18 protein-coding genes and 2 pseudogenes are annotated in these 18,857 nt (G+C 70.6%); 12 read left to right on the top strand and 8 right to left on the bottom strand.

Going from position 1 to position 18,857, the window contains the following annotated elements; genetic code table 11:
- Positions 1-30: 30 nt before the first annotated feature.
- The 6 genes from G6048_RS12260 to G6048_RS12285 form a co-directional block, all read right to left on the bottom strand.
- On the bottom strand, positions 31-1,503 hold the full coding sequence (locus G6048_RS12260; protein ID WP_165339520.1) for an SCO6880 family protein: 1,473 nt from the start codon (positions 1,501-1,503) through the stop codon (positions 31-33).
- Between the two features lie 85 nt (positions 1,504-1,588).
- Complete coding sequence (locus G6048_RS12265) at positions 1,589-2,953, bottom strand: SCO6881 family protein (RefSeq protein WP_165339521.1); 1,365 nt, start codon at positions 2,951-2,953, stop codon at positions 1,589-1,591.
- A gap of 18 nt (positions 2,954-2,971) precedes the next feature.
- Positions 2,972-3,661, bottom strand: coding sequence for a hypothetical protein (locus G6048_RS12270; RefSeq protein ID WP_165339522.1), 690 nt, complete (start codon positions 3,659-3,661; stop codon positions 2,972-2,974).
- On the bottom strand, positions 3,661-3,972 hold the full coding sequence (locus G6048_RS12275) for a DUF6112 family protein (protein WP_206341509.1): 312 nt from the start codon (positions 3,970-3,972) through the stop codon (positions 3,661-3,663). Before G6048_RS12275 ends, G6048_RS12270 begins: the two co-directional genes overlap by 1 nt.
- Positions 3,973-4,154: 182 nt before the next feature.
- Complete coding sequence (locus tag G6048_RS12280) at positions 4,155-4,520, bottom strand: hypothetical protein (protein WP_328825755.1); 366 nt, start codon at positions 4,518-4,520, stop codon at positions 4,155-4,157.
- Positions 4,521-4,714: 194 nt separating this feature from the next.
- A complete protein-coding gene (locus tag G6048_RS12285) occupies positions 4,715-5,818 on the bottom strand; it encodes a C40 family peptidase (protein WP_165339523.1) in 1,104 nt (367 codons plus the stop codon).
- 516 nt (positions 5,819-6,334) lie between these two features.
- Here G6048_RS12285 and G6048_RS12290 point away from each other — a divergent pair.
- The 9 genes and pseudogenes from G6048_RS12290 to G6048_RS51790 form a co-directional block, all read left to right on the top strand.
- Positions 6,335-7,090 (top strand): DNA-methyltransferase, encoded by a 756-nt coding sequence (locus tag G6048_RS12290; protein ID WP_165339524.1) that lies wholly within the window; start codon positions 6,335-6,337, stop codon positions 7,088-7,090.
- 236 nt (positions 7,091-7,326) lie between these two features.
- Positions 7,327-7,884 (top strand): DUF4913 domain-containing protein, encoded by a 558-nt coding sequence (locus G6048_RS12295; RefSeq protein ID WP_165339563.1) that lies wholly within the window; start codon positions 7,327-7,329, stop codon positions 7,882-7,884.
- On the top strand, positions 7,881-8,363 hold the full coding sequence (locus G6048_RS12300; RefSeq protein ID WP_165339525.1) for a hypothetical protein: 483 nt from the start codon (positions 7,881-7,883) through the stop codon (positions 8,361-8,363). The genes G6048_RS12295 and G6048_RS12300 overlap by 4 nt, the downstream gene beginning before the upstream one ends.
- 12 nt (positions 8,364-8,375) lie before the next feature.
- Positions 8,376-9,098, top strand: coding sequence for a hypothetical protein (locus G6048_RS12305; RefSeq protein WP_165339526.1), 723 nt, complete (start codon positions 8,376-8,378; stop codon positions 9,096-9,098).
- Positions 9,099-9,250: 152 nt separating this feature from the next.
- Positions 9,251-9,598, top strand: a complete 348-nt coding sequence (locus tag G6048_RS12310) for an SH3 domain-containing protein (RefSeq protein WP_206341510.1) — start codon at positions 9,251-9,253, stop codon at positions 9,596-9,598.
- A gap of 108 nt (positions 9,599-9,706) precedes the next feature.
- A complete protein-coding gene (locus tag G6048_RS12315; protein WP_165339527.1) occupies positions 9,707-10,168 on the top strand; it encodes a hypothetical protein in 462 nt (153 codons plus the stop codon).
- Complete coding sequence (locus G6048_RS12320) at positions 10,165-10,614, top strand: hypothetical protein (RefSeq protein ID WP_165339528.1); 450 nt, start codon at positions 10,165-10,167, stop codon at positions 10,612-10,614. The genes G6048_RS12315 and G6048_RS12320 overlap by 4 nt, the downstream gene beginning before the upstream one ends.
- Before the next feature lie 13 nt (positions 10,615-10,627).
- Complete coding sequence (locus G6048_RS12325) at positions 10,628-11,041, top strand: hypothetical protein (protein ID WP_165339529.1); 414 nt, start codon at positions 10,628-10,630, stop codon at positions 11,039-11,041.
- 109 nt (positions 11,042-11,150) lie between these two features.
- Positions 11,151-11,351: pseudogene (locus tag G6048_RS51790) on the top strand (winged helix-turn-helix transcriptional regulator); the annotation flags it as partial.
- A 437-nt stretch (positions 11,352-11,788) separates the two neighbouring features.
- Here the strand turns inward: G6048_RS51790 and gndA are convergent.
- Positions 11,789-13,201 (bottom strand): annotated as a pseudogene (gene gndA, locus G6048_RS12335) (NADP-dependent phosphogluconate dehydrogenase); the annotation flags it as partial.
- A 235-nt stretch (positions 13,202-13,436) separates the two neighbouring features.
- On the opposite strand from gndA, the gene G6048_RS12340 reads away from it, so the two are divergent.
- Positions 13,437-14,591: a transglycosylase family protein gene (locus tag G6048_RS12340; protein ID WP_165339531.1), complete on the top strand. Its 1,155-nt coding sequence runs from the start codon at positions 13,437-13,439 to the stop codon at positions 14,589-14,591.
- Between the two features lie 25 nt (positions 14,592-14,616).
- Here G6048_RS12340 and G6048_RS12345 read toward each other — a convergent pair whose 3' ends face one another.
- On the bottom strand, positions 14,617-15,804 hold the full coding sequence (locus G6048_RS12345) for a DMT family transporter (RefSeq protein WP_206341511.1): 1,188 nt from the start codon (positions 15,802-15,804) through the stop codon (positions 14,617-14,619).
- A gap of 599 nt (positions 15,805-16,403) precedes the next feature.
- On the opposite strand from G6048_RS12345, the gene glgA reads away from it, so the two are divergent.
- Entirely contained in the window at positions 16,404-17,564 is a 1,161-nt protein-coding gene (gene glgA, locus G6048_RS12350; RefSeq protein ID WP_165339532.1) for a glycogen synthase, read from the top strand.
- A gap of 59 nt (positions 17,565-17,623) precedes the next feature.
- Positions 17,624-18,844, top strand: coding sequence for a glucose-1-phosphate adenylyltransferase (glgC, locus tag G6048_RS12355; protein WP_165339533.1), 1,221 nt, complete (start codon positions 17,624-17,626; stop codon positions 18,842-18,844).
- The last annotated feature ends 13 nt before the right edge of the window (positions 18,845-18,857 follow it).

Here is an 18,857-nt window from a genome sequence, read left to right on the forward strand (position 1 = left end):
GGGACAGGGGCGCCTCTGCGAGCGGATCGCTCACAGGGCGGTGCGGGCGAGGGGCAGCGCGGCGAGGGTGAAGGCGTCGGGCTGCTGGTAGTTGAGGCGGCGCAGGTCGACGCCGGCGGTGACGGCGGCGGTCTCGATCTGGGCGCAGGCCGCATCCAGGAGGGCGTCGGTCTGGGCGGTGACGGTGAGCAGGCCGGTCAGGGCGACGTCGGCGTGGCCGGCGATGAGCTGGCGCTCGCGCTGTTTGACGTCGGCGTATTCGACGGAGTCTTCCTCGCTGTCGACCTGGCCGCGGCGGGCGCGTTCGCTGGCATCCGCGATGATCGCGGCCTTTTTCCGCTGGACGTCGCGCAGCGCGGACTCGAGCCCCTGCGGCACGTAGATGAGGGACAGGCTGCGGCGCACCCCGGCGGTGAACATGATCCCGTGCAGGAATCCGGCCCCCATCTCGGTGCGCGGCCAGTTCTCCACCCAGTACGTGGTGTGGCGGGCGGTGTCCGTGGCGAGTCGGTCGTACTCCTCGACCTGGACGACGGGCCCGGCGGCTTGGGGGTCGGCCTCGGCGCGGCCGGTTTCGGACCACTGCTGGAGGGCGGCGAGGGACCTGGGGTCGTAGGCGGTGCGGATGACGGCGGCGATCTCCCGGGCGTTCAGCCATCCGGTGACCATGAGTCCGGCGTTGCGGGCGGCCTGGGCGATGGCGGCGGTGGTCTGCTCCATGACGGTGAACGCGCCCGGCAGCCCGCCGCCGGCCTGCGAGATGAGCCGTTTGGCGGCCTTGAGGTCGAGGGAGATGGCGAGGTAGGTCTCGTGCGGGGCGGCGGCGGGACCGGCGGAGGCGACGAGTTCGGCGTAGATCTGCCCGGCGACCGGTGTCTGGGGCCGGCCGTGCTGGGTCCAGTGGCGGGTGAGGGTGTCGCCGGAGTCGGGGACGGTGCGCTCCAGGACCTGCACGGTGGCGACGTGGCCGGTGCGGGCGATGCCCGCCAGGGCCCGCCCCCAGCCGTTCACGTGGTGGTTCTGCGTCGCGGGGTCGAGCAGGGCGAAGGCGCGGGAGGTGACGCGGGCGACGGCGGTGAGGGTCTGCCGGTGCGGGTCGTGGACGGCGGCGGCGCCGTTGGCGGAGTCGCCGGGGGTGACGACCTTGAGGGAGGCGGCGGTGCCGGGCAGGTGGAGGACGCCGTCCTGCCGGGGCCGGGTGACGGGCCGGGCGAGCCAGAGCATCTGCCCGGTACGGCGGCGGTTGGCGTAGCGGGCGACGATGGGCGCCCAGTCGATCAGCGAGCGGCCGTGCTGGCGGATCGCGACGAGCGCGGCGATCGCCGCCCACAGCGGAGTCAAGGCGATGGCGCCGAGCAGACCGGTGGAGACGACCGTCACCAGCAGCAGCGCCAACGCGCTGGATACGAGGACGAGTTGCGGGAGGGAGAGGCCAAGAAGGATGCCGCGGCGGGACCGGTGCGGGAATTTCACCGTGACCGGGGCGACGGAGAGATCAGACAAGGGGCTGGTCCTGGAGGGCGCGGGCGGGGCCCCGAGGGCGGGACGTGACGGGGCACGTCCCGCCCCCAGGGATTCGGACAGATGCTCAGAGACCGGCCGGGGGCGGCGGCGCTGTGCCGCTGTTCCCGGCGCTCTGTGAGCCGGCGGACGGCGGGGCGCCCTGCGGCGGCGGGGTCGTGGTCGGCGGCGCGGACCGCCATCCGCCGGCCTGGCCAGCTGCGGAGCCGCCCGGTCCCGGGCTGCCGCCCACCTGGCCGCTGGTCTCCTCGGAAACGCTGGTCGGCGAGGGCTGCACGGCCTTCTCCAGGCCGGACTTGACGGCCTCGCCCCCTGGCGAGACACCGGTGCCGCCGTTCTGGGAACCCTCCTGGCCTGCGCCTCCACCACTTGGACTGGAGGCGATGTCGCCAGGGAATCCGCCACCGGCGATCGTGTCCGGGCCCTGCGGGGCTGCGCTGGCTCCGGCTCCCGCTGCGGCGCCGCCGGTTCCGGCAGTGGCCGCCATCGCGGCGGCCTTCTTCCCGGCGCGCTCGGCATGCTGCTTGGCGAGCTGGGCACCGGCGCCGCCGGCACGGTGCAGGGACTCTCCGTCGGATCCTTCGGCAGCCCAGTGGACGAACTTGAAGGTGGCGTACGGGCAGAGCAGCACCAGGAGCATGATCACGATGCCGGCGAGGACATCGGCGAGCGCGGCCAGGCCGTCCTTCGCCTCGGTCTTGCCCATCGCGGCGATCCCGAGCACGAAGATGATCGTCATCAGCAACTTGCTGACGACGAGGGTGGCGGTGGCCTCGATCCAGCCCCGGCGCCAGCGGCGCGCGGCTTCCCAGCCGCCGCCGGCCCCGGCGAACACGGCCAGGGTCACCATCACGAGGATGCCGACCTTGCGCACCATCATCACGCACCAGTACAGGACGGCACCGATGGCGGCTGCGAGAGCGGCGAAGACGGCGACGAGCCAGCCGAGCCCGGCGAGCTGAGAAAGCTGGTTGACCTTGACGATGCGGCGCACCGCGGATTCGATGTCCAGGTTCGCGGCCTGGAACAGGCCGGCGGACAGGGCGTCGACCACTTCGATCGCAACCGTGGTCAGGGCGACGGCGGCGAAAGTGAAGATCACGCCGGACGCGGTGCCGGTGAACGCCTGCGTCAGGGCCTGCCCGTCGCGTCGGATCGCGGCGCGGACGAGCTGGGCGCAGAACGTGGCCACGAGAAGAACCAGGCCGATGGGCAGGATGGTTTCGTAGTTGTCGCGGAACCAGCCCGCGTTGAGGTCGACGCGGGTGGTGGAGTCGACCGCCTTGGCGGCGAGGTCGGCCGAGGCGGCGGCGAGTTCGCCGGTGCTCTTGGCCATCCAGTCGCCGATCGCCTTGCCGGGGTCGGAGGCGAAATCCACGGCTTCGCCGACCGTGCAGACCTTGTCCGCGAGGGGGAGGTCACAAAACCCCATGAGGGACTCTCTTTTCGGTCAGGGCGCGACGCGCGGGGCGATGGCGACGAGCAAGCAGTCGGCCGAGGGCCGGCACTGCACGGCGAGGGTGAGGGAGCGCTCCTCCGCCCCGTGGCCGCCCTTGGCCCAGCGAATCGTCTGCCGGCCGGTTGCGGTCACGGCGTAGATGTACGCCTCGGTGATCGCCGAAGGGTCTTCGGCGAGGGCCTGTTTGAACGCGGCCGGGTAGTGGGCCTCCGCGACCGTGGCGGTGGCGTGCTGCTGCTGGTCGGCCATCCGCGCCCACAGTGCCGGGGTGGGCATCTGTGCGGAGACCGAGGCCCAGTCGCCGTACTCGCTCTCCGTCGTCATCCACGCCTGCATGCCGGTGAGTTGCTGCGCATTGCTGGTGTCGCGGGTGTCGTAGGACCAGAGCATCGCGGCGGTGGCCTTGGCGAAGGCGAGGGGATCCGAGATCCGCGGTGGCCGGGGCACCGAACCTGTCTCGGCCGCCGGTTTCTGCGTGCCGTCCGAGGGTGCCGGGCTGGGCGACGAGGGTGCGGCCGGGCTGCCGGGCGAGGAGCGGTGTTGTGTATCGCGGCCGGTGAGGTAGGCGGTCGCGCCGGCGAGGGCGAGCAGGCAGGCCAGAACGCTTGCCATCAGGGCGATGCGACGGTTCGCAGACCAGCCGGTGCCGTAGCCCGTCAGGGAGATGGACGGTCTGTGCATCACTGGACCTGGGTGCCGAGTGCGGAGAAGAACGCGACGATGCCGTTGGCGGCACCGAGGCCGAGCGCGGCGCCCGCCGCAATGACCGCGCCCTTCTTCCCGTTCGCCTCGGCCTGGTGGCCACCGGTGAAGTGGCCCCAGGCCCAGACGCAGAGCGCCACGGCAAGGGCGCCGACGACGGCCACGATGGCGAACAAGTTGATGCTGTTGACGACGTTCTTCAACACGGCCAGGCCCGGCAGGCCGCCGCCCTGGGGGGAGATGCCCGGGTCGTAGGCGAGCTGGATGAAGCGGTCGGCGAGTGGGGTCATGGGTATGGCGGAGCTCCTTGCGCGCGCCGAAGCCGACGCGCGGGAATCAATGAAGAGGAGGAGGAAGGTCGAGGCGGCGGCCTCGGGGAGGCAGGCCGGCGGCCGTACGGGGTCCGGCCGAGCCGGTCGACGCACGCGAAGCGGCGTGGCGCGCACGAGGTCATAACGGCCGCCGGGGCGTACTACTTCGGGATTGGCGGTGTGGGCGCCGGGTTACTGGCGTACGGGTTCGCGCACTTGTAGAACACGTAGCCGCGGATCTTCTTGCCGTCGGACTTCCGGGTCACCGTGCCACGCGTGTACCAGGTCTTCTCGGCGCGCTTGTACGCGAACTGGTCGTAGACGATCTTGTCGTGCCGGTAGGCGACGCCCAGGGCAGTGGCGTTCTTCGCCGGGGACTTGCGTACCTTGACCGCACTGCACGAGATCGTCGTACGGCCGGTGTCGTACGCCTGCGCCGAGGAGGCGGTGGCCAGGCCGCCGGCTGCGACGGCCAGGCCCATCGAGGCGGCCGCAAGGGCGCGCCGGACGCGGTGATGAGTAATCACGCAGATGCTCCGTGGTGTTGAGAGGAGGGAGGGAAGCGGGCAGGCGGGCTCGGTCCTGCCGAGGGGCCGTCTCCAGGGGAGTGAGCAAGCGGCCCAGAAGGATGGCGAGGCAGCAATCCCGCTCAGGTGTCGTGCGAGCCGTGCCGGCGCTGTGCTGGTGAAGGCGGCACGCGGGGTCTGCGCCCCGGCCGGGGTCAGATGACGCGGCGGGCGGCGAGGATGTCCCAGTCCGCCAGCGGCGTGATCCGAACGGGTTTTCCTGTCCGGGGCGCCTCGATCGCGAGTCCCGAGCCGAGGTACATGCCGACGTGCTCGGGGCGGGCGGCACTGCCGCGCGAGAAGAGCAGGTCACCGGGCTTCAACGTCTTGGGGGAGACGGCCTTGCCCTCGTTGACCTGCGTATACGTGGTGCGGGTGAGGGTGATCCCGGCGGTTGCGTACGCCTGCTGCGTCAGTGAGCTGCAGTCGCAGCGGCCCATGGGGTCTTCACCGCGGGGGTTGGTGCAGGAGCCGCCCCACTGGTACATCGTGCCGAGCTGCTGCATCGCCCAGACGATCGCCTTCCGGGCCCGAGGATCGGCGTCCTTCGGGATCTTGTAGCCCTTGGGGATGGCGCCCTCGGGGATCGGCCCGAAGGACGAACCGTCGCCCGTGGCGTGGCAGCCGGACGGGGAGGGCGGGGTTTCGGTGTCCTTGCCGGCGGTGGGGAAGGTTGCGGCGATGGCCTTCTGTAGCGCGGTCGCGAGCGGTTCCCACTGGGCGTACGCGTCCGGATAGTCGGACCTCTGCACTGCCTGGGCGGCCTGCGTGACGGTCATCTGCTGCCAGCCGTCGACCCTCAGCAGGCGCCGGTAGAACTGCTCGGAGGCGTAGACCGGGTCGTGGATCTGCTGAGCTGTACCCCACCCCTGGCTGGGGCGCTGCTGGAACAGACCCAGCGAGTCGCGGTCCCCGGAGCCCAGGTTGCGCAGCCGGGACTCCTGCATCGCGGTGGCGAGCGCGATGATCTGGCCCTTGTGGGGTACCTCGAGACTGATGCCGGTGGCGACGATCGTCTGCGCGTGGGGGATCTGCTCGTCCGGCAGGGCGAGGCCCTCGATGCGGACGTCCGTACCGGAGGCACCATCGAGGATCTGGGTGACCTGATCGGCGACGGCGTCGGTGTCCACGTCGGTCAGGCACTGGAACGCGCTGTTGGTCTGGGCGGCTTCGCTGGAGGAGGCCATCATCATGGCCGCGCCGCCGAGGAGAAACGGGGAGAGGAAGACGACGCCGATGCCGGCGGCGAGCGCCTTCAACCGGTGCGGCCCGCTCGCGGGGCGACGGTTTTGGGCAGGGGAGGGTAACGAGGCGTCATGGACGGGTCCTTCGGGGTGCGGTGTCCGGCGTGCCGCGTACGCGGGGCAGGGTGGAAGGGAACGCGGCGGCCGGTGGTGGGCGATGGAGGCGGGCCGGCGGGGGCGAGTTGCCGCTCGCCGAACGGTCCGGGCCGTGAGCTAGATGTGCCGGGGCAGGGGGAACCTCCGTGAGGCGTGGTGGGGGAGGGGCCAGCGGCGGTGTGCGCCGGGCGGTTCCAAAACAGTAGGACCCAATCGCCGGTCGACCAAAAAGTCGGCGCCAGGGGTCGGATTCCGACCCCTGGTCCGTGCGCTTCTTGGTTGACCGGCGATTCGCCTCTACAGTTTTGGGACTCCCCTCGCCTTTCCCCGGTCTGTGGCCCTGGGCTTCTGCATGCCCGATTCCTGCCCGCGGGGTTCCTCGCGTGCGACGGGGATTTTCCTCCCGCACTCTCACACCCGAATCGGGGTACCTCTTTGCCTTTTTCCCTGCACCAGGGCGACGCGCTGAGCGTCCTTTCCACGCTGCCGGACGACTGCGTCGACTCGGTCATCACCGACCCGCCCTACAACTCCGGCGGCCGGACCGCGCAGGAGCGCACCTCCCGCAGCGCGAAGCAGAAGTACACCTCCGCCGACGCCGGCCACAACCTGGCCGACTTCACCGGCGAGAACATGGACCAGCGCTCCTACGGCTTCTGGCTCACGCAGATCATGACCGAGGCCCACCGGCTGACGAAGGTCGGAGGGGCGGCGCTGCTGTTCACCGACTGGCGTCAGCTGCCCGTCACCACCGACGCGATCCAGGCGGCCGGCTGGCTGTGGCGCGGCGTGCTGGCCTGGCACAAGCCGCAGGCCAGGCCGCAGAAGGGCCGGTTCACGCAGAACTGCGAGTTCATCGTCTGGGCGTCCAACGGGCCGATCGACGGCTCCCGTAACCCCGTCTATCTGCCGGGCCTGTACTCGGCCTCCCAGCCCTCGGGCACCAAGCGCCAGCACATCACGCAGAAGCCCGTCGAGGTGATGCGCGAGCTGGTCAAGATCAGCCCCGACGGCGGCACGGTGCTCGACTTCTGCGCCGGCTCCGGCTCCACGGGCGTCGCCGCCCTGCTGGAGGGCCGCGACTTCATCGGCGTGGAGAAGACCAAGCACTACGCCTCCATCGCGGCTGACCGGCTCACCGAGACCGTCCGTCAGACCCTCACCCAGGAGGACGTCGTCCTGACCGCCTGAGTCTTCAAAGCCGCTTTCCCCGGAATGGTTTGGGGCCCTTCCAGCGGCCGTCGCTGAGGTGCTCCCAGGCGGCCGTCGGCACATCTCCGATGGCCCCTCACTCTTTCTTCCACGGCTTCAAGGAGGCCCTCTTTTCCATGCCTGAATCCGTAGAACCCCACGACGAGGGGGAGTTGGAGCCGATAAGGATTCCGGAACCCCACCTCGAGGGAATCGAGGCCCGCGTCCGGAAGCTGATGGAGCAGTCCGCCCAGCAGGCCCAGCAGCTCGACCACCTCGCCACCGCGCCACCTCCTGGCCCGTCGCCGTTCGCCGCGTTCGGCATGCCGGGACTCGGCGGACCCGCCCCGGCCGCTCCGCCCGAGCCGCGCCCGATTCTGGAGCTGGAGGGCGAGGAGTACGAGGACGAACTCGACGCCCTGAGCGACTGGGTCGACGACTTCCTCCTGCCGGTCTACGGGGCCGAGGTCACCACGGCGGCGCCCTGGTGCCTGCAGTGGCAGGAACACGACGACGTGGTGGCCTGGCTCCATGCCCTGTGGCTCGCCTACCAGCAGCACAAAGACCCCGAAGCCGGTCTGAGCGGGCTGTTCGTGTGGCACCGGGATTTCCTCACCCACGCCATCGCGGCGATCCGGGCGCCCGGCGGTCCGCTGTCGGCGTGCATGACCTCCCCCGAACGGCCCGCGCACCGGCTTCTGCCCGGCCCGCCCCCCTCGGCCCGCACGGAGAAGGCGAACACGGCGCAGACCGATGTGCCCGGCTCCGGTGAACCGGGCCGGCCGACGTCATGAGAGCCGGGCAGCCGGCCTTCGGCCTCAGCGTCGACCCCCGGGCCCTGACCGACCTCCTCCAGGCCCCCAGCGACATCCGCGACCTGGCACTCGCCCAGCTCCAGGAGGTGGTGAACGCCGACCTGTTCGGCACCAAGCTGACCGGTGACCTGTCCGGCTACCGCAAGCTGGTCGTGGACGCACGCAAGGAATGGCGCGTCGTCTACGCCCTGCGTCCGGCGCCACCGACGTCCGCGCACCGCAACGAGATCCACGTCGTCGCCGTCCGGCCGCGAGCGGGCAACGACGTCTACGACACCGTCGGACAACGCCTGGGGATGGCCCGCCGGCCGGTAAGCGCCCGGACCCACGCCGCCCGTTCCCGCTCCCCGCAGCTCACGGCCCGAGGGCCCGTGCCGAAGCCGGGGCCGCTGCCCTCCGTGATGCCGGGCCTGCCCCGCCCGGCCCACGGCCCCCCATCGCAGCACCAGGCCCGCTGACCGAAAGGCCCTATGCCCCTACCCGAACCGGACTTTCGGCTGGACGACTTCGAGGCCGCCGACGAGCGGACCGAGGACACGTTCTGGCACGCGATCGGGACCGAGCAGGACCTGCTCACCGCGCTCGCCGTACACCACAGCCCCGACGGGTCGCACAGCTTCTACGTCCTGCACAACGGCGCCGTCACCTGGGGCATCCCCGGTGAACCACAGCTCGTCGCCCTGCACCTGCAGCGGGACCTGGTGGCAGGGACGTGCCGTTTCGAGCATGCCGAACTGCCCCTGCCCGCGATGGCGCAGTCCTGGCTCATCCACCGCGGCTGCCCGCCAGGCGCTATCGGCCTGGTGCCCGGCAGGGGAACGGCGCCGGCCGATGAGACGACCCGCGCGCTGGAGCGGCGACTCATGGGCGACGGAGACCAGTTCGCCCTCCTGCACAGCTACACCCGGGACGACCCCGACGACATGAGCACCGTCGTGGTCCTGCGTGCCCTCGACGAGCGCAGCCCCGCACCGTTCCGTGTGCTGCACGAGGAAGTGGACACCGACGCGGGGACGCACACCCTGCGTGAGGGCGGCTTCGCCACCGCCGCCGAAGCCGTCCAGTGGTGTGACGACCACCTGGGCGGCGAAGCCGCTCCTCTGCCGCCGGTCAGGCTCACGGACCGGTCCACCCGGCCTTTGGGCACGGTGCCGGCAATTCCTGTGCGGCATCCGCCAGGGCGCAGCCGCTGACCCTCGCATCCGCTCAGCGGGCCGGAACATAGCCGACGATCGCCGGTTAGCCAAACCGGCGAATCCGCGGACTCTTATACGGCCGCCGGGACGAAAGCCCGGCCCCGCATTCTCTCAGCATTCCCCTTTCCCTGCACGGAGGTTCCTTCCGCATGCGCTCCACCCGAATAGCGATATCCGCTGCAGTGCTCGGCGCGCTCGCCCTGCCGATCGCCTCGGCGACGGCGGCCACGGCCGCTCCGGCAGCCGCGCCGGGCAGTGCCCCGGCCACCCGGCTGTGCGACCGGCCCGGCCCGTGGGTCATCTCAACGAAGGCCGTGACCATCCGCTCCAAGGCGTCCGTGACGTCCACCCGCCTCGGCATCCTCTACCGCGGCCACAAGTTCACCGTCCACAAGACCAGCGGGAACTGGCACTCCATCAGGGACAAGACCACCGGTGTGAAGGGCTGGGTTTCCGGCACCTACGTCTACCGCGACGTCCGCATGTGCCTCGACTGAGAAAGCCTTCAACTCCGCCCCGCAAGAGACGAGTTGATCCGTCCTCTTTCGCTGCCCTTCTCCGGTAGAAGACCAGCATTTCCCCTGCCTTTCAGGAAGGAGTTCTCTGTGTCCGACGGCATAGAGGATGTCGTGGGCGTGCTCACCGAACAGATCGAGCACCGCTTCGAGATGAGCATGGACGAACTGACCGTCGCGGTCGCCGCGGCACCGGACGCGAACCCCGAAGCCACCGACATCGTCAAGTGGCACGGGCTCCTCACCGAATCCCAGACGGCGCTCCAGCACGCCGAGGACGACCTTCTCACTGTTCTGCAGACGCAGCCCAGCGAGGTCGACGACCCGGCGATGGACCTCGCCCACCGCGTCAACGCGGCCGTGACCACGCGTGACGGACGGGCCATGGTCGTGCGCTGGCTCCTGGACCCCGGTGCTCCCGGCAAGCAGGACCTCGCCGCCGAGCGGCTGGTCCGCCTGGGCCGTGGGGCCCGCAAAGGCCCGGCCGTGCCCACCAGCACGCCGGCCCGACCCGCGACGGCGCCCGCAACCGGCCGAGGAGTCCCGCGGTGAGCGTCCGCGACAAGCCCTGCACGCAGGACGCCCGGCTCCGGGAGGTCTTCGGCGCCCCCATCGCCGAGCTGTACGAGACGGCCGCCGACCCGGACGCCTCAGCCGCGCTGACCCGGGCGCTGGAAATGCGCTCGTTTTTGGCCCTGGCCGAGGAACAGGTCACCCGGATCTGCGGGCGCGTGCACGAAGCGATGGCACCGGGGCGCGACATGGACGAGCTGTCCGCGGACCAACTGCGGATGGACGCACGGTGGCTGGAGGCGGCGCTCAGCGCCCGCGACGGCTACCGCACCGCCCTCGACAACCTGCTGCGCACCATGCCGCCGCCCGGCCGGCAGACCCGCCCGGTCCGCATGGCCCAGCAGACGATCACGACCACCCTGCCCCCTGCCACCGCCGCCCCGGCACCCCAGCGTGCCGGGGCGGCCCAGGCCGGCCGACCGTGAAAGCCCTCGCCACTTGCCCCAGACCACGTCCGCTGAGATCGCCGCACGGATCGAGGAGTTGTACGGCGCTTCGCTGACCGACCTCGAAGCCCACGCCCAGGACCAGCCGCCCGGCATGCTCGCCGCCCTCCTCCACAGCCATGACCGGCTCGCTTTCGCCGAGCAGAGCATCACCGTCCACCGCCGACGGCTTGAGCAGCTCGCCCATCCCGAGCGGCAGATCGGCACCCACGACGTGTCACACATCCTCGACTGCGCCCGCCGCCTCGCCGAGGCCGTCGCCGTCCGCGACACCCAGGCCGCCACCACCCACGCGGTCCTGCAGAGCCTCGGCCGCACCCCCGCACCGCAGCCGCCCATCGCCGGTGCGCCCGCTGCCGTTCCCGCTTTGCCCGTACCGACCGTGAGCGCCGCTCCGAGCCGCTGATCCGCACGGACCCAGGCCCTTTTCGCACCCAGGAGTTCCCCCTTTGGCCACCACCGGTCTGCCCCCCGCCGCCGACGCCGACATCGGCCGGGTCACCGAAGCCCTCCACATGATCACCCCGCGCTGGAACGTGCGGATCCTGCTGGCCCTGAACGAGCCGCCGCAGCGCTACACGCAGATCGCGGCCAAGTTGCCGTATCTCCACAGCGGTCAGCTGCACCCCAAGATCCGCTCGCTGTGCGACGCCGGCCTCGCCGAGCGCAGCGAGTACTCCGCCCGCCATGTCACCTACGGCCTCACCCTGCGTGGCCGACAGCTGCTGGCGGTGCTCCCGGTGATCGCGGCCTGGGCCGAGGAGCACCTGGAGCAGCCGGAGCAGCCGCTGTCGGTGATCGAGCAGGTCGAGGACTGCCTCACGCTCCTGACCCGTCGGCAGGCCCCGGCGATCCTGTGGGTGCTCAGGGCACGTCAGGAGGCGAGCGCGAGGGCCCTGGCCCGCATCGTCATCCCCGACAGCTACTGGACCAACATCTACCCGCCGCTGCGGCGGCTCATCGACGACGGCCTGGTGGCGACCGCGGGCCTGGGAGAGCCCTACCGCCTCTCGCCGTCCGGCGACGGGCTCGGGCACGTCTTCGGTGCGCTGTCCATGTGGGCCGCCGGACGGCCGGTGGACCACGCCGTGAGGCACCTGCTCTGGGGCCGGCCGGACCCGAGCGCGAACATGGGCCCCGGCACCTGGGTCAGCCCCCACAGCGTGTGGAACGACCCCTCCCGGTCCACACGCCGATACGTGTGCGCCCCAAAGAAGTCCCGCTGCCCCTGCGTAAGCGCCGCAGGCAACCGCTCCGCACGCAGCGCGTCGTAGTAAGACAGCGCCGCGGCGAAGCCCGGCGTGGGAACGCCCTGCTGAACGGCCGTGGCGAGGACTGCCCGCCAGTCGTCCTGCGCCGCGCCGATCTCCTGGGCGAACGTCGCGTCGGAGAGCAGGCTCGGCAGGTCCGCCCGGGTGTCGTACGCGGCCCGAATCCGGTCCAGGAACGCCGCGCGAATGATGCACCCACCGCGCCAGAGCGAGGACACCGCACCCAGATCGATGTTCCAGTCGTACTCAGCGCTGCCCGCCGCGATCTTGTGGAAGCCCTGCGTGTACGACACGATCTTCGAGGCGTACAAGGCCTGTTCCACCTGGTCGGCGAAGGCCCCCGCCTCCGACTCGCCGAGCGGCGTGGCCTTCGGCCCGGCGAGCCCGCGCGAGGCCTCGCGCAGCTCCGTGTGGCCCGACAGCGACCGGGCGAAGACCGCCTCCGCGATGCCCGACACCGGCACACCCAGGTCCAGCGCGATCTGCACGGTCCAGCGCCCCGTGCCCTTCTGCTCGGCCTGGTCCTGGACGACGTCCACGAAGGGCTTGCCCGTGGCCGCGTCCACGTGGGACAGCACCTCGGCGGTGATCTCGATCAGGTAGGAGTCGAGGCGCCCGGTGTTCCAGGTACGGAAGATGTCCGCGATCTGCGCGGGGGAGTAGCCCGCCACATCACGCAGCAGCTGGTACGCCTCGCCGATCAGCTGCATGTCCGCGTACTCGATGCCGTTGTGCACCATCTTCACGAAGTGACCGGCACCGTCCGGCCCGACGTGGGAGACGCAGGGCGAACCGTCGGCCGCCTTGGCCGAGATCTTCTCCAGCATCGGGCCCAGCGAGTCGTACGACTCCTTTGGGCCACCAGGCATGATGCTCGGCCCGTTCAGCGCACCCTCCTCGCCACCGGAGACGCCCATGCCGACGAAGTGGATGCCCTGCTCGCGCAGGTCGCGCTCCCGGCGCCGGGTGTCCGCGAAGTGGGCGTTGCCCCCGTCGATGATCATGTCGCCGGACTCCAGGAGCGGGGCGAACTCCTGGATCACCGCGTCGGTCGGGTCGCCGGCCTTCACCATGATCACCAGTCGGCGCGGGCGCTCCAGGGCGGCCACGAACTCCTTGGCGGTCTCGGCCGCGATGAAGTCCCCTTCGCTTCCGAACTCCTCGACCAGCGCGTGCGTGCGCGACGCCGTCCGGTTGTGCAGGGCGACCGTGTATCCGTTGCGCGCGAAGTTACGGGCGAGATTGCGCCCCATGACCGCGAGACCCGTCACGCCGATCTGCGCTGAAGTGCTCATACGGTTGGCTCCTAAAAGGTCCTGAAAACGGTGGTGCTCGTCAGTATCGCCCCACTGACCATCCTGACTTGCCGACGATGTGTACGCATGGCGTGCCGTTCTGCCTCAGCCGACGCGCAACAAGGGTGCATTCCCGGTCACTTGGCGGGACAGAGAGGCTGATTGCCGCCTTGTCATGGCCTGTTCGCGGCGTTTACTTTTGCCCCCGCTGACGCATGTCGAGGGGGCTTACTCCATGGCCGTACGGGGCCGGCACCGCCGGTATCAGCCGAACAGGATCAACCGCGCCTCACTGACGGTCACGGCGGGCGGCGCCGGAATGGCGATGCCCCTCATAGCCACCGGAGTTGCCGACGCGGCCGATGTGGACACCTGGAACAAGGTCGCCGCCTGCGAGTCCAGCAACAACTGGGACATCAACACCGGCAACGGCTATTACGGCGGGCTGCAGTTCAAGCAGTCCACCTGGGAGGCCTTCGGCGGCACGGCCTACGCCGCACGCGCCGACCTCGCCACCAAGGACCAGCAGATCGCCATCGCCGAGAAGGTCCTCAAGGGCCAGGGCCCCGGCGCCTGGCCGGTGTGCTCCGTGCGCGCGGGCCTCACCCGGGGCGGCGACACCCCCGACATCAACCCCTCGGGCACCGCGGACCGGAAACCCGAGCGCGGCGTCCGCGACGTACAGCCGCAGACCACGCCCCAGTCCCGGGCGGGCACCGCCGAGATGTACACCGTCGTCCGCGGCGACACCCTGTCCGGCATCGCCGGCTCCCGTGAAGTCCAGGGCGGCTGGCGGCAGTTGTACGACACCAACCGCAAGGCCATCGGCGCCGACCCGGACATGATCGTCCCCGGCCAGCGGCTGAGCCTGCGCACCAAGGCCCCGGACAAGCCCGCATCCCCTACGCCGGTGTCCAACCCGACCGCTCCCGCGAAGCCCGAGAAGAAGGAAGAGCCGGCCGAGAGCAAGCCCCGCGAGTCGGCGCGTACGCTCACCGCCCCGGTCGACGCGGGCGCCGGAACTCCCTACCGCGCGACGGGTTCCTCCTGGTCGAAGGGCTACCACACGGGCGTCGACTTCCCGGTGCCGACCGGCACCTCGGTCAAGTCGGTCGCCGCGGGCCAGGTCGTGACCTCGGGCTGGGGCGGATCCTTCGGCTACCAGGTGGTGATCAAGCACGCCGACGGCCGCTACAGCCAGTACGCCCATCTGTCGGCGATCTCCGTCAAGGACGGGCAGAAGGTGGTGCCCGGACAGCGCATCGGCCGCTCCGGCTCCACGGGCAACAGCTCGGGCCCGCATCTGCACTTCGAGGTGCGGACGGGGCCCGAATTCGGCAGCGACATCGATCCGGTCGCCTATCTGCGCAAGGGCGGCGTCAGCCTCTGACGGCATCGGTCGCATACGCCTGATATCAGGTTCTGATGCGGGAGCCGGCCACCACCGGCACCGGAAACAGCGGGATGTAGAGGCCGTCGTACGGACCTGGCTGCCGGCCCGGTTCGTCCGCGCCGTCCCGCGTGTCGTCGCCCGGCGGCGGCCCGTTGGACCCGGTGCGCGCCAGGCTCGCCGCTTCCCGCACGGCCATCGGTGTCGGCACGACGACCGCGGCGGGCGCGAGCGGCACCTCTTCCCGTACCCCAGCCGCTTCCCGCACCGGTGTCCCGGCGGCGACCAGTGCCGCCGCCTCGACGGTCCGCTGCTCGGGCAGCGCGACAACCTCGGCGGCCGGGGCCATGGCAGGCTCGTCCACAACCGGCTCCGTACGCTCCGTGCTGCTGATCCGCTCCGACGTCAGGAGGATCAGGCCGCCCGCCGCGATGACACCGCAGCCCAGTGCGAGGGCGGTGCCCGTCGAGCCGTAACGGAAGGTCTCGCCGAACATCGTGATGCCGACCGCGGCCGCCACCACAGGGTTCACGACCGTCAGCGTGGCCAGCGGCGCAGCGAGTCCCGCACCCCGGTAGGCGGCCTGCGAGAGCAGCAGGCCGGCCGTGGCCAGGACGCCGATCGCCGCCAGGGCGGGCAGCTGACCGAGCGCGAAGCCGCCCGTCCAGTCCACCGCGACCGTCTTCGTGAACACCGACGACATACCGAACGCGACACCCGAGGCGATCGCCAGCAGCACACTGCGCACCGCCGGGTGCCGGTGCGCCGCGCGGGCCGCCATCATCAGGCCCACCACCGCACCGCCGGTAGCCAGGGCTACCGCAAGCTGCTGGGTGTTGTTCAAGGACTGCGAATCGGCCGTGCCGACCAGCGACAGCAGTCCGGCCAGTCCGACCGTCGCCATGATCGCGCCCCGCCAGGCCGTCGCACCGGCCTTGCGGCGTACGAAGAGAGCCGCCATGGGAAGCGCGAACACGATGGTCAGCGCGCCCAGCGGCTGCACCAGACTCAGGGGCCCGAAGGCGAGAGCGACGACGTGCAGCAGACCACCGAGACCGTTCAGACCCACCGCGGCCCACCAGGCGGGCCGGCGCATGGGAGCGTACGACTGGTCCGGCGTCGCCTCGGCGACCCGTTCCTGCACGATCGCGCCACCGGCGTAGGCGACGGCGGACACGAGCGAAAGCAGCACAGACAGCGCGAGGGCGCTCATGGGTCCCTCCTCTGCGTCTGGCTGGCGCGCTCCGGCTGGCGAGGAGTCCGGCGCGGCGAACGGTCGGTTTTCATGCTGAACACGATGCCTTTCAAAGGCGCTCGCGTCGTCGTCCTTGAGCAGGCATTGGGTCCTACTGCCGATGGAGTACGACCGGCGCTCTGTCCTCCCCTGGTTGGGTGACGTCCCCTACAACTTCCATGTTCGGACCGGTATGCCCGTTTGGGCCACTCGAATTTCGTGGATCTCGGCCGGATCCCGAACCTGGCCACGTTCCGTGTACGCGGGGTCGCACGCTGGTTCGCTACCGCCCATGCGATCGGATAAGCTTCCTGGCGTGCTGAGCGAGAATCAAGCCAGCACACCGGGACGTAGCGAGAGCCAAGCGCGTTCCTTGAAGCTTGGCTGTATCAAACCGGGCAGGTTCCGTCCCGGCTGGTGTTGAGGGAGTAAGACCTTGCTGGTCGCTGACCTGCGAGGCTTCCTGAGCCAGGAATCCCCGTGCGTTAGCTGGGGGGAGGGTTCAATTGCGGTCTTCCCCATCGGCCCCGTTCTGGGTGACCATGGGGGAACCAGCCGCTGAGACAGGGGGTAACCGGGTGCGAGTCGGCCTGCTGACCCGGGAGTACCCGCCGGACGTGTACGGCGGCGCGGGCGTCCATGTCGAGTTCCTCGCCCGGGAGCTACGGCCCCTGACGGACCTGGACGTGCACTGCTGGGGCGAGGGCACCGCGGGCGGAGTCGTCCGCCACCGGCCCTGGCCCCTGCTCGACGGCGCGAACGACGCGCTGCGTACCTTCTCCGTGGACCTCGCGATGACCGCCGCCCTCGAAGGCCGCGAGCTCGTCCACTCGCACACCTGGTACGCCAATCTCGCCGGCCACCTCGCGAAAATGCTGTACGGCATTCCGCACGTGATGACCGCCCACTCCCTGGAGCCGCTGCGCCCCTGGAAGGCCGAGCAACTCGGCGGCGGTTACGCCCTGTCGAGCTGGGCCGAACGCACCGCGATCGAGGCCGCCGACGCCGTGATCGCCGTCTCCGGAGCCATGCGCGAGGACATCCTCGGCTGCTACCCGGCCCTGGACCCGGCGAAGGTGCGCGTCGTGCACAACGGCATCGACACCTCCCTGTACCAGCCGGACCACGGCACGGACGTCCTCGAACGCCTGGGCGTCGACCCCGACCGCCCGTACGTCCTGTTCGTCGGCCGCATCACACGCCAGAAGGGCGTACCCCAACTGCTGCGCGCCGTCCGGGACATCGACCCGGCCGCACAGGTCGTGCTGTGCGCGGGCGCCCCCGACACGCCGGAGATCGACCGGGAGTTCCGCGATCTCTTCGAGGAACTCAGCCGCGTACGCCAGGGCCTGTTCTGGATCCCGCAGATGCTGCCGCGCCCGGACGTGATCCAACTCCTCACGCACGCCGCCGTGTTCGTGTGCCCCTCGGTCTACGAGCCGCTGGGCATCGTCAACCTGGAGGCGATGGCCTGCGGCACGGCCGTGGTCGCCTCGCGCGTCGGCGGGATCCCCGAGGTCGTCGAGGACGGCGAGACGGGTCTGCTCGTATCCGTCGACGAGAACGCCGAGCAGCACGCGGCGCAGCTCGCGCGCGCCCTCGACGCCCTGCTCGCCGACCCCGAGACCCGTCGGCGGATGGGCGAGGCGGGCCGGGAGCGGGCGGTACGGGAGTTCGGCTGGGACGCGGTGGCGCGGCGTACGGTCCAGCTGTACGAGGAACTCCTCAAACAGGGGTAAGCCTCAAGCAGGTGAGGTACAGGAAATATGGCACAACCGTGCGGTAGAGGGGCGGCGGCATGCGACGCGGTGGACCTTCGGTGCTGGGAATCGTACTGGCGGGCGGTGAGGGCAAGCGTTTGATGCCCCTGACCGCCGACCGTGCGAAACCCGCGGTCACGTTTGGCGGAACGTATCGCCTCGTGGACTTCGTTCTTTCCAATCTTGTCAACGCCGACATCCTGCGCATCTGCGTACTCACGCAGTACAAGTCGCATTCGCTGGACCGGCACATCACCACGACCTGGCGGATGTCCAGCCTGCTGGGCAACTACGTCACGCCGGTCCCGGCCCAGCAGCGGCTCGGCCCGCGCTGGTACCTGGGCAGCGCGGACGCCATCCTGCAGTCACTGAACCTCATCTACGACGACCAGCCCGAGTACGTCGCGGTGTTCGGCGCCGACCATGTGTACCGCATGGATCCGCGGCAGATGCTCGCCCAGCACATCGAGAGCGGCGCGGGCGTGACCGTGGCCGGAATCAGGGTGCCGCGGGGCGAGTCGTCGGCCTTCGGCGTCATCGCCCCGGGAACCGACGGGCTGACCGTCGACAGCTTCCTGGAGAAGCCCGCCGACCCGCCGGGGCTCCCGGACGACCCCGAGTCCGTGTTCGCCTCGATGGGCAACTACATCTTCACCACCAAGGCCCTGATCGAGGCCCTCCAAAGGGACTCCGAGGACGAGAACTCCGTACACGACATGGGCGGCTCGATCCTGCCGCAGCTCACCGAACGCGGCGAGGCCCAGCTGTACGACTTCAGCGCCAACCATGTGCCCGGTGAGACGGTACGAGACCAGGGTTACTGGCGTGACGTCGGAACCCTCGACGCGTACTACGACGCTCACATGGACCTGATCGCCGAGCGGCCCGTCTTCAACCTCTACAACCGCCAGTGGCCCATCTACACCCACTCCGGCCAGCTCTCCCCGGCTCGCTTCAACGCCGGCGGCATCGCCAGCGAGTCGATCATCAGCGCCGGCTGCCTCATTCGCGGCCAGGTCACCCGCTCGGTGCTCTCGCCGGGCGTGGTCGTCGACCCGGGCGCCGTCGTCCAGGGCTCGGTGCTGCACGACAATGTCCACATCGGGCGGGGCGCGGTGGTGCGGGGCGCGGTGCTCGACAAGAACGTACAGGTCCCGCCGGGCGCGACGATCGGCGTCAACCCGGAACGGGACCATGAGCTCTACACGGTCTCCAAGGGCGGGGTGATCGCGCTGGGCAAGGGCCAGCAGGTGTCGTAACGATCACCGTGAC

It is taken from the genome of Streptomyces ureilyticus, assembly GCF_011045025.1.
In the GTDB taxonomy this organism is placed as follows: Bacteria; Actinomycetota; Actinomycetes; order Streptomycetales; family Streptomycetaceae; genus Streptomyces; species Streptomyces ureilyticus.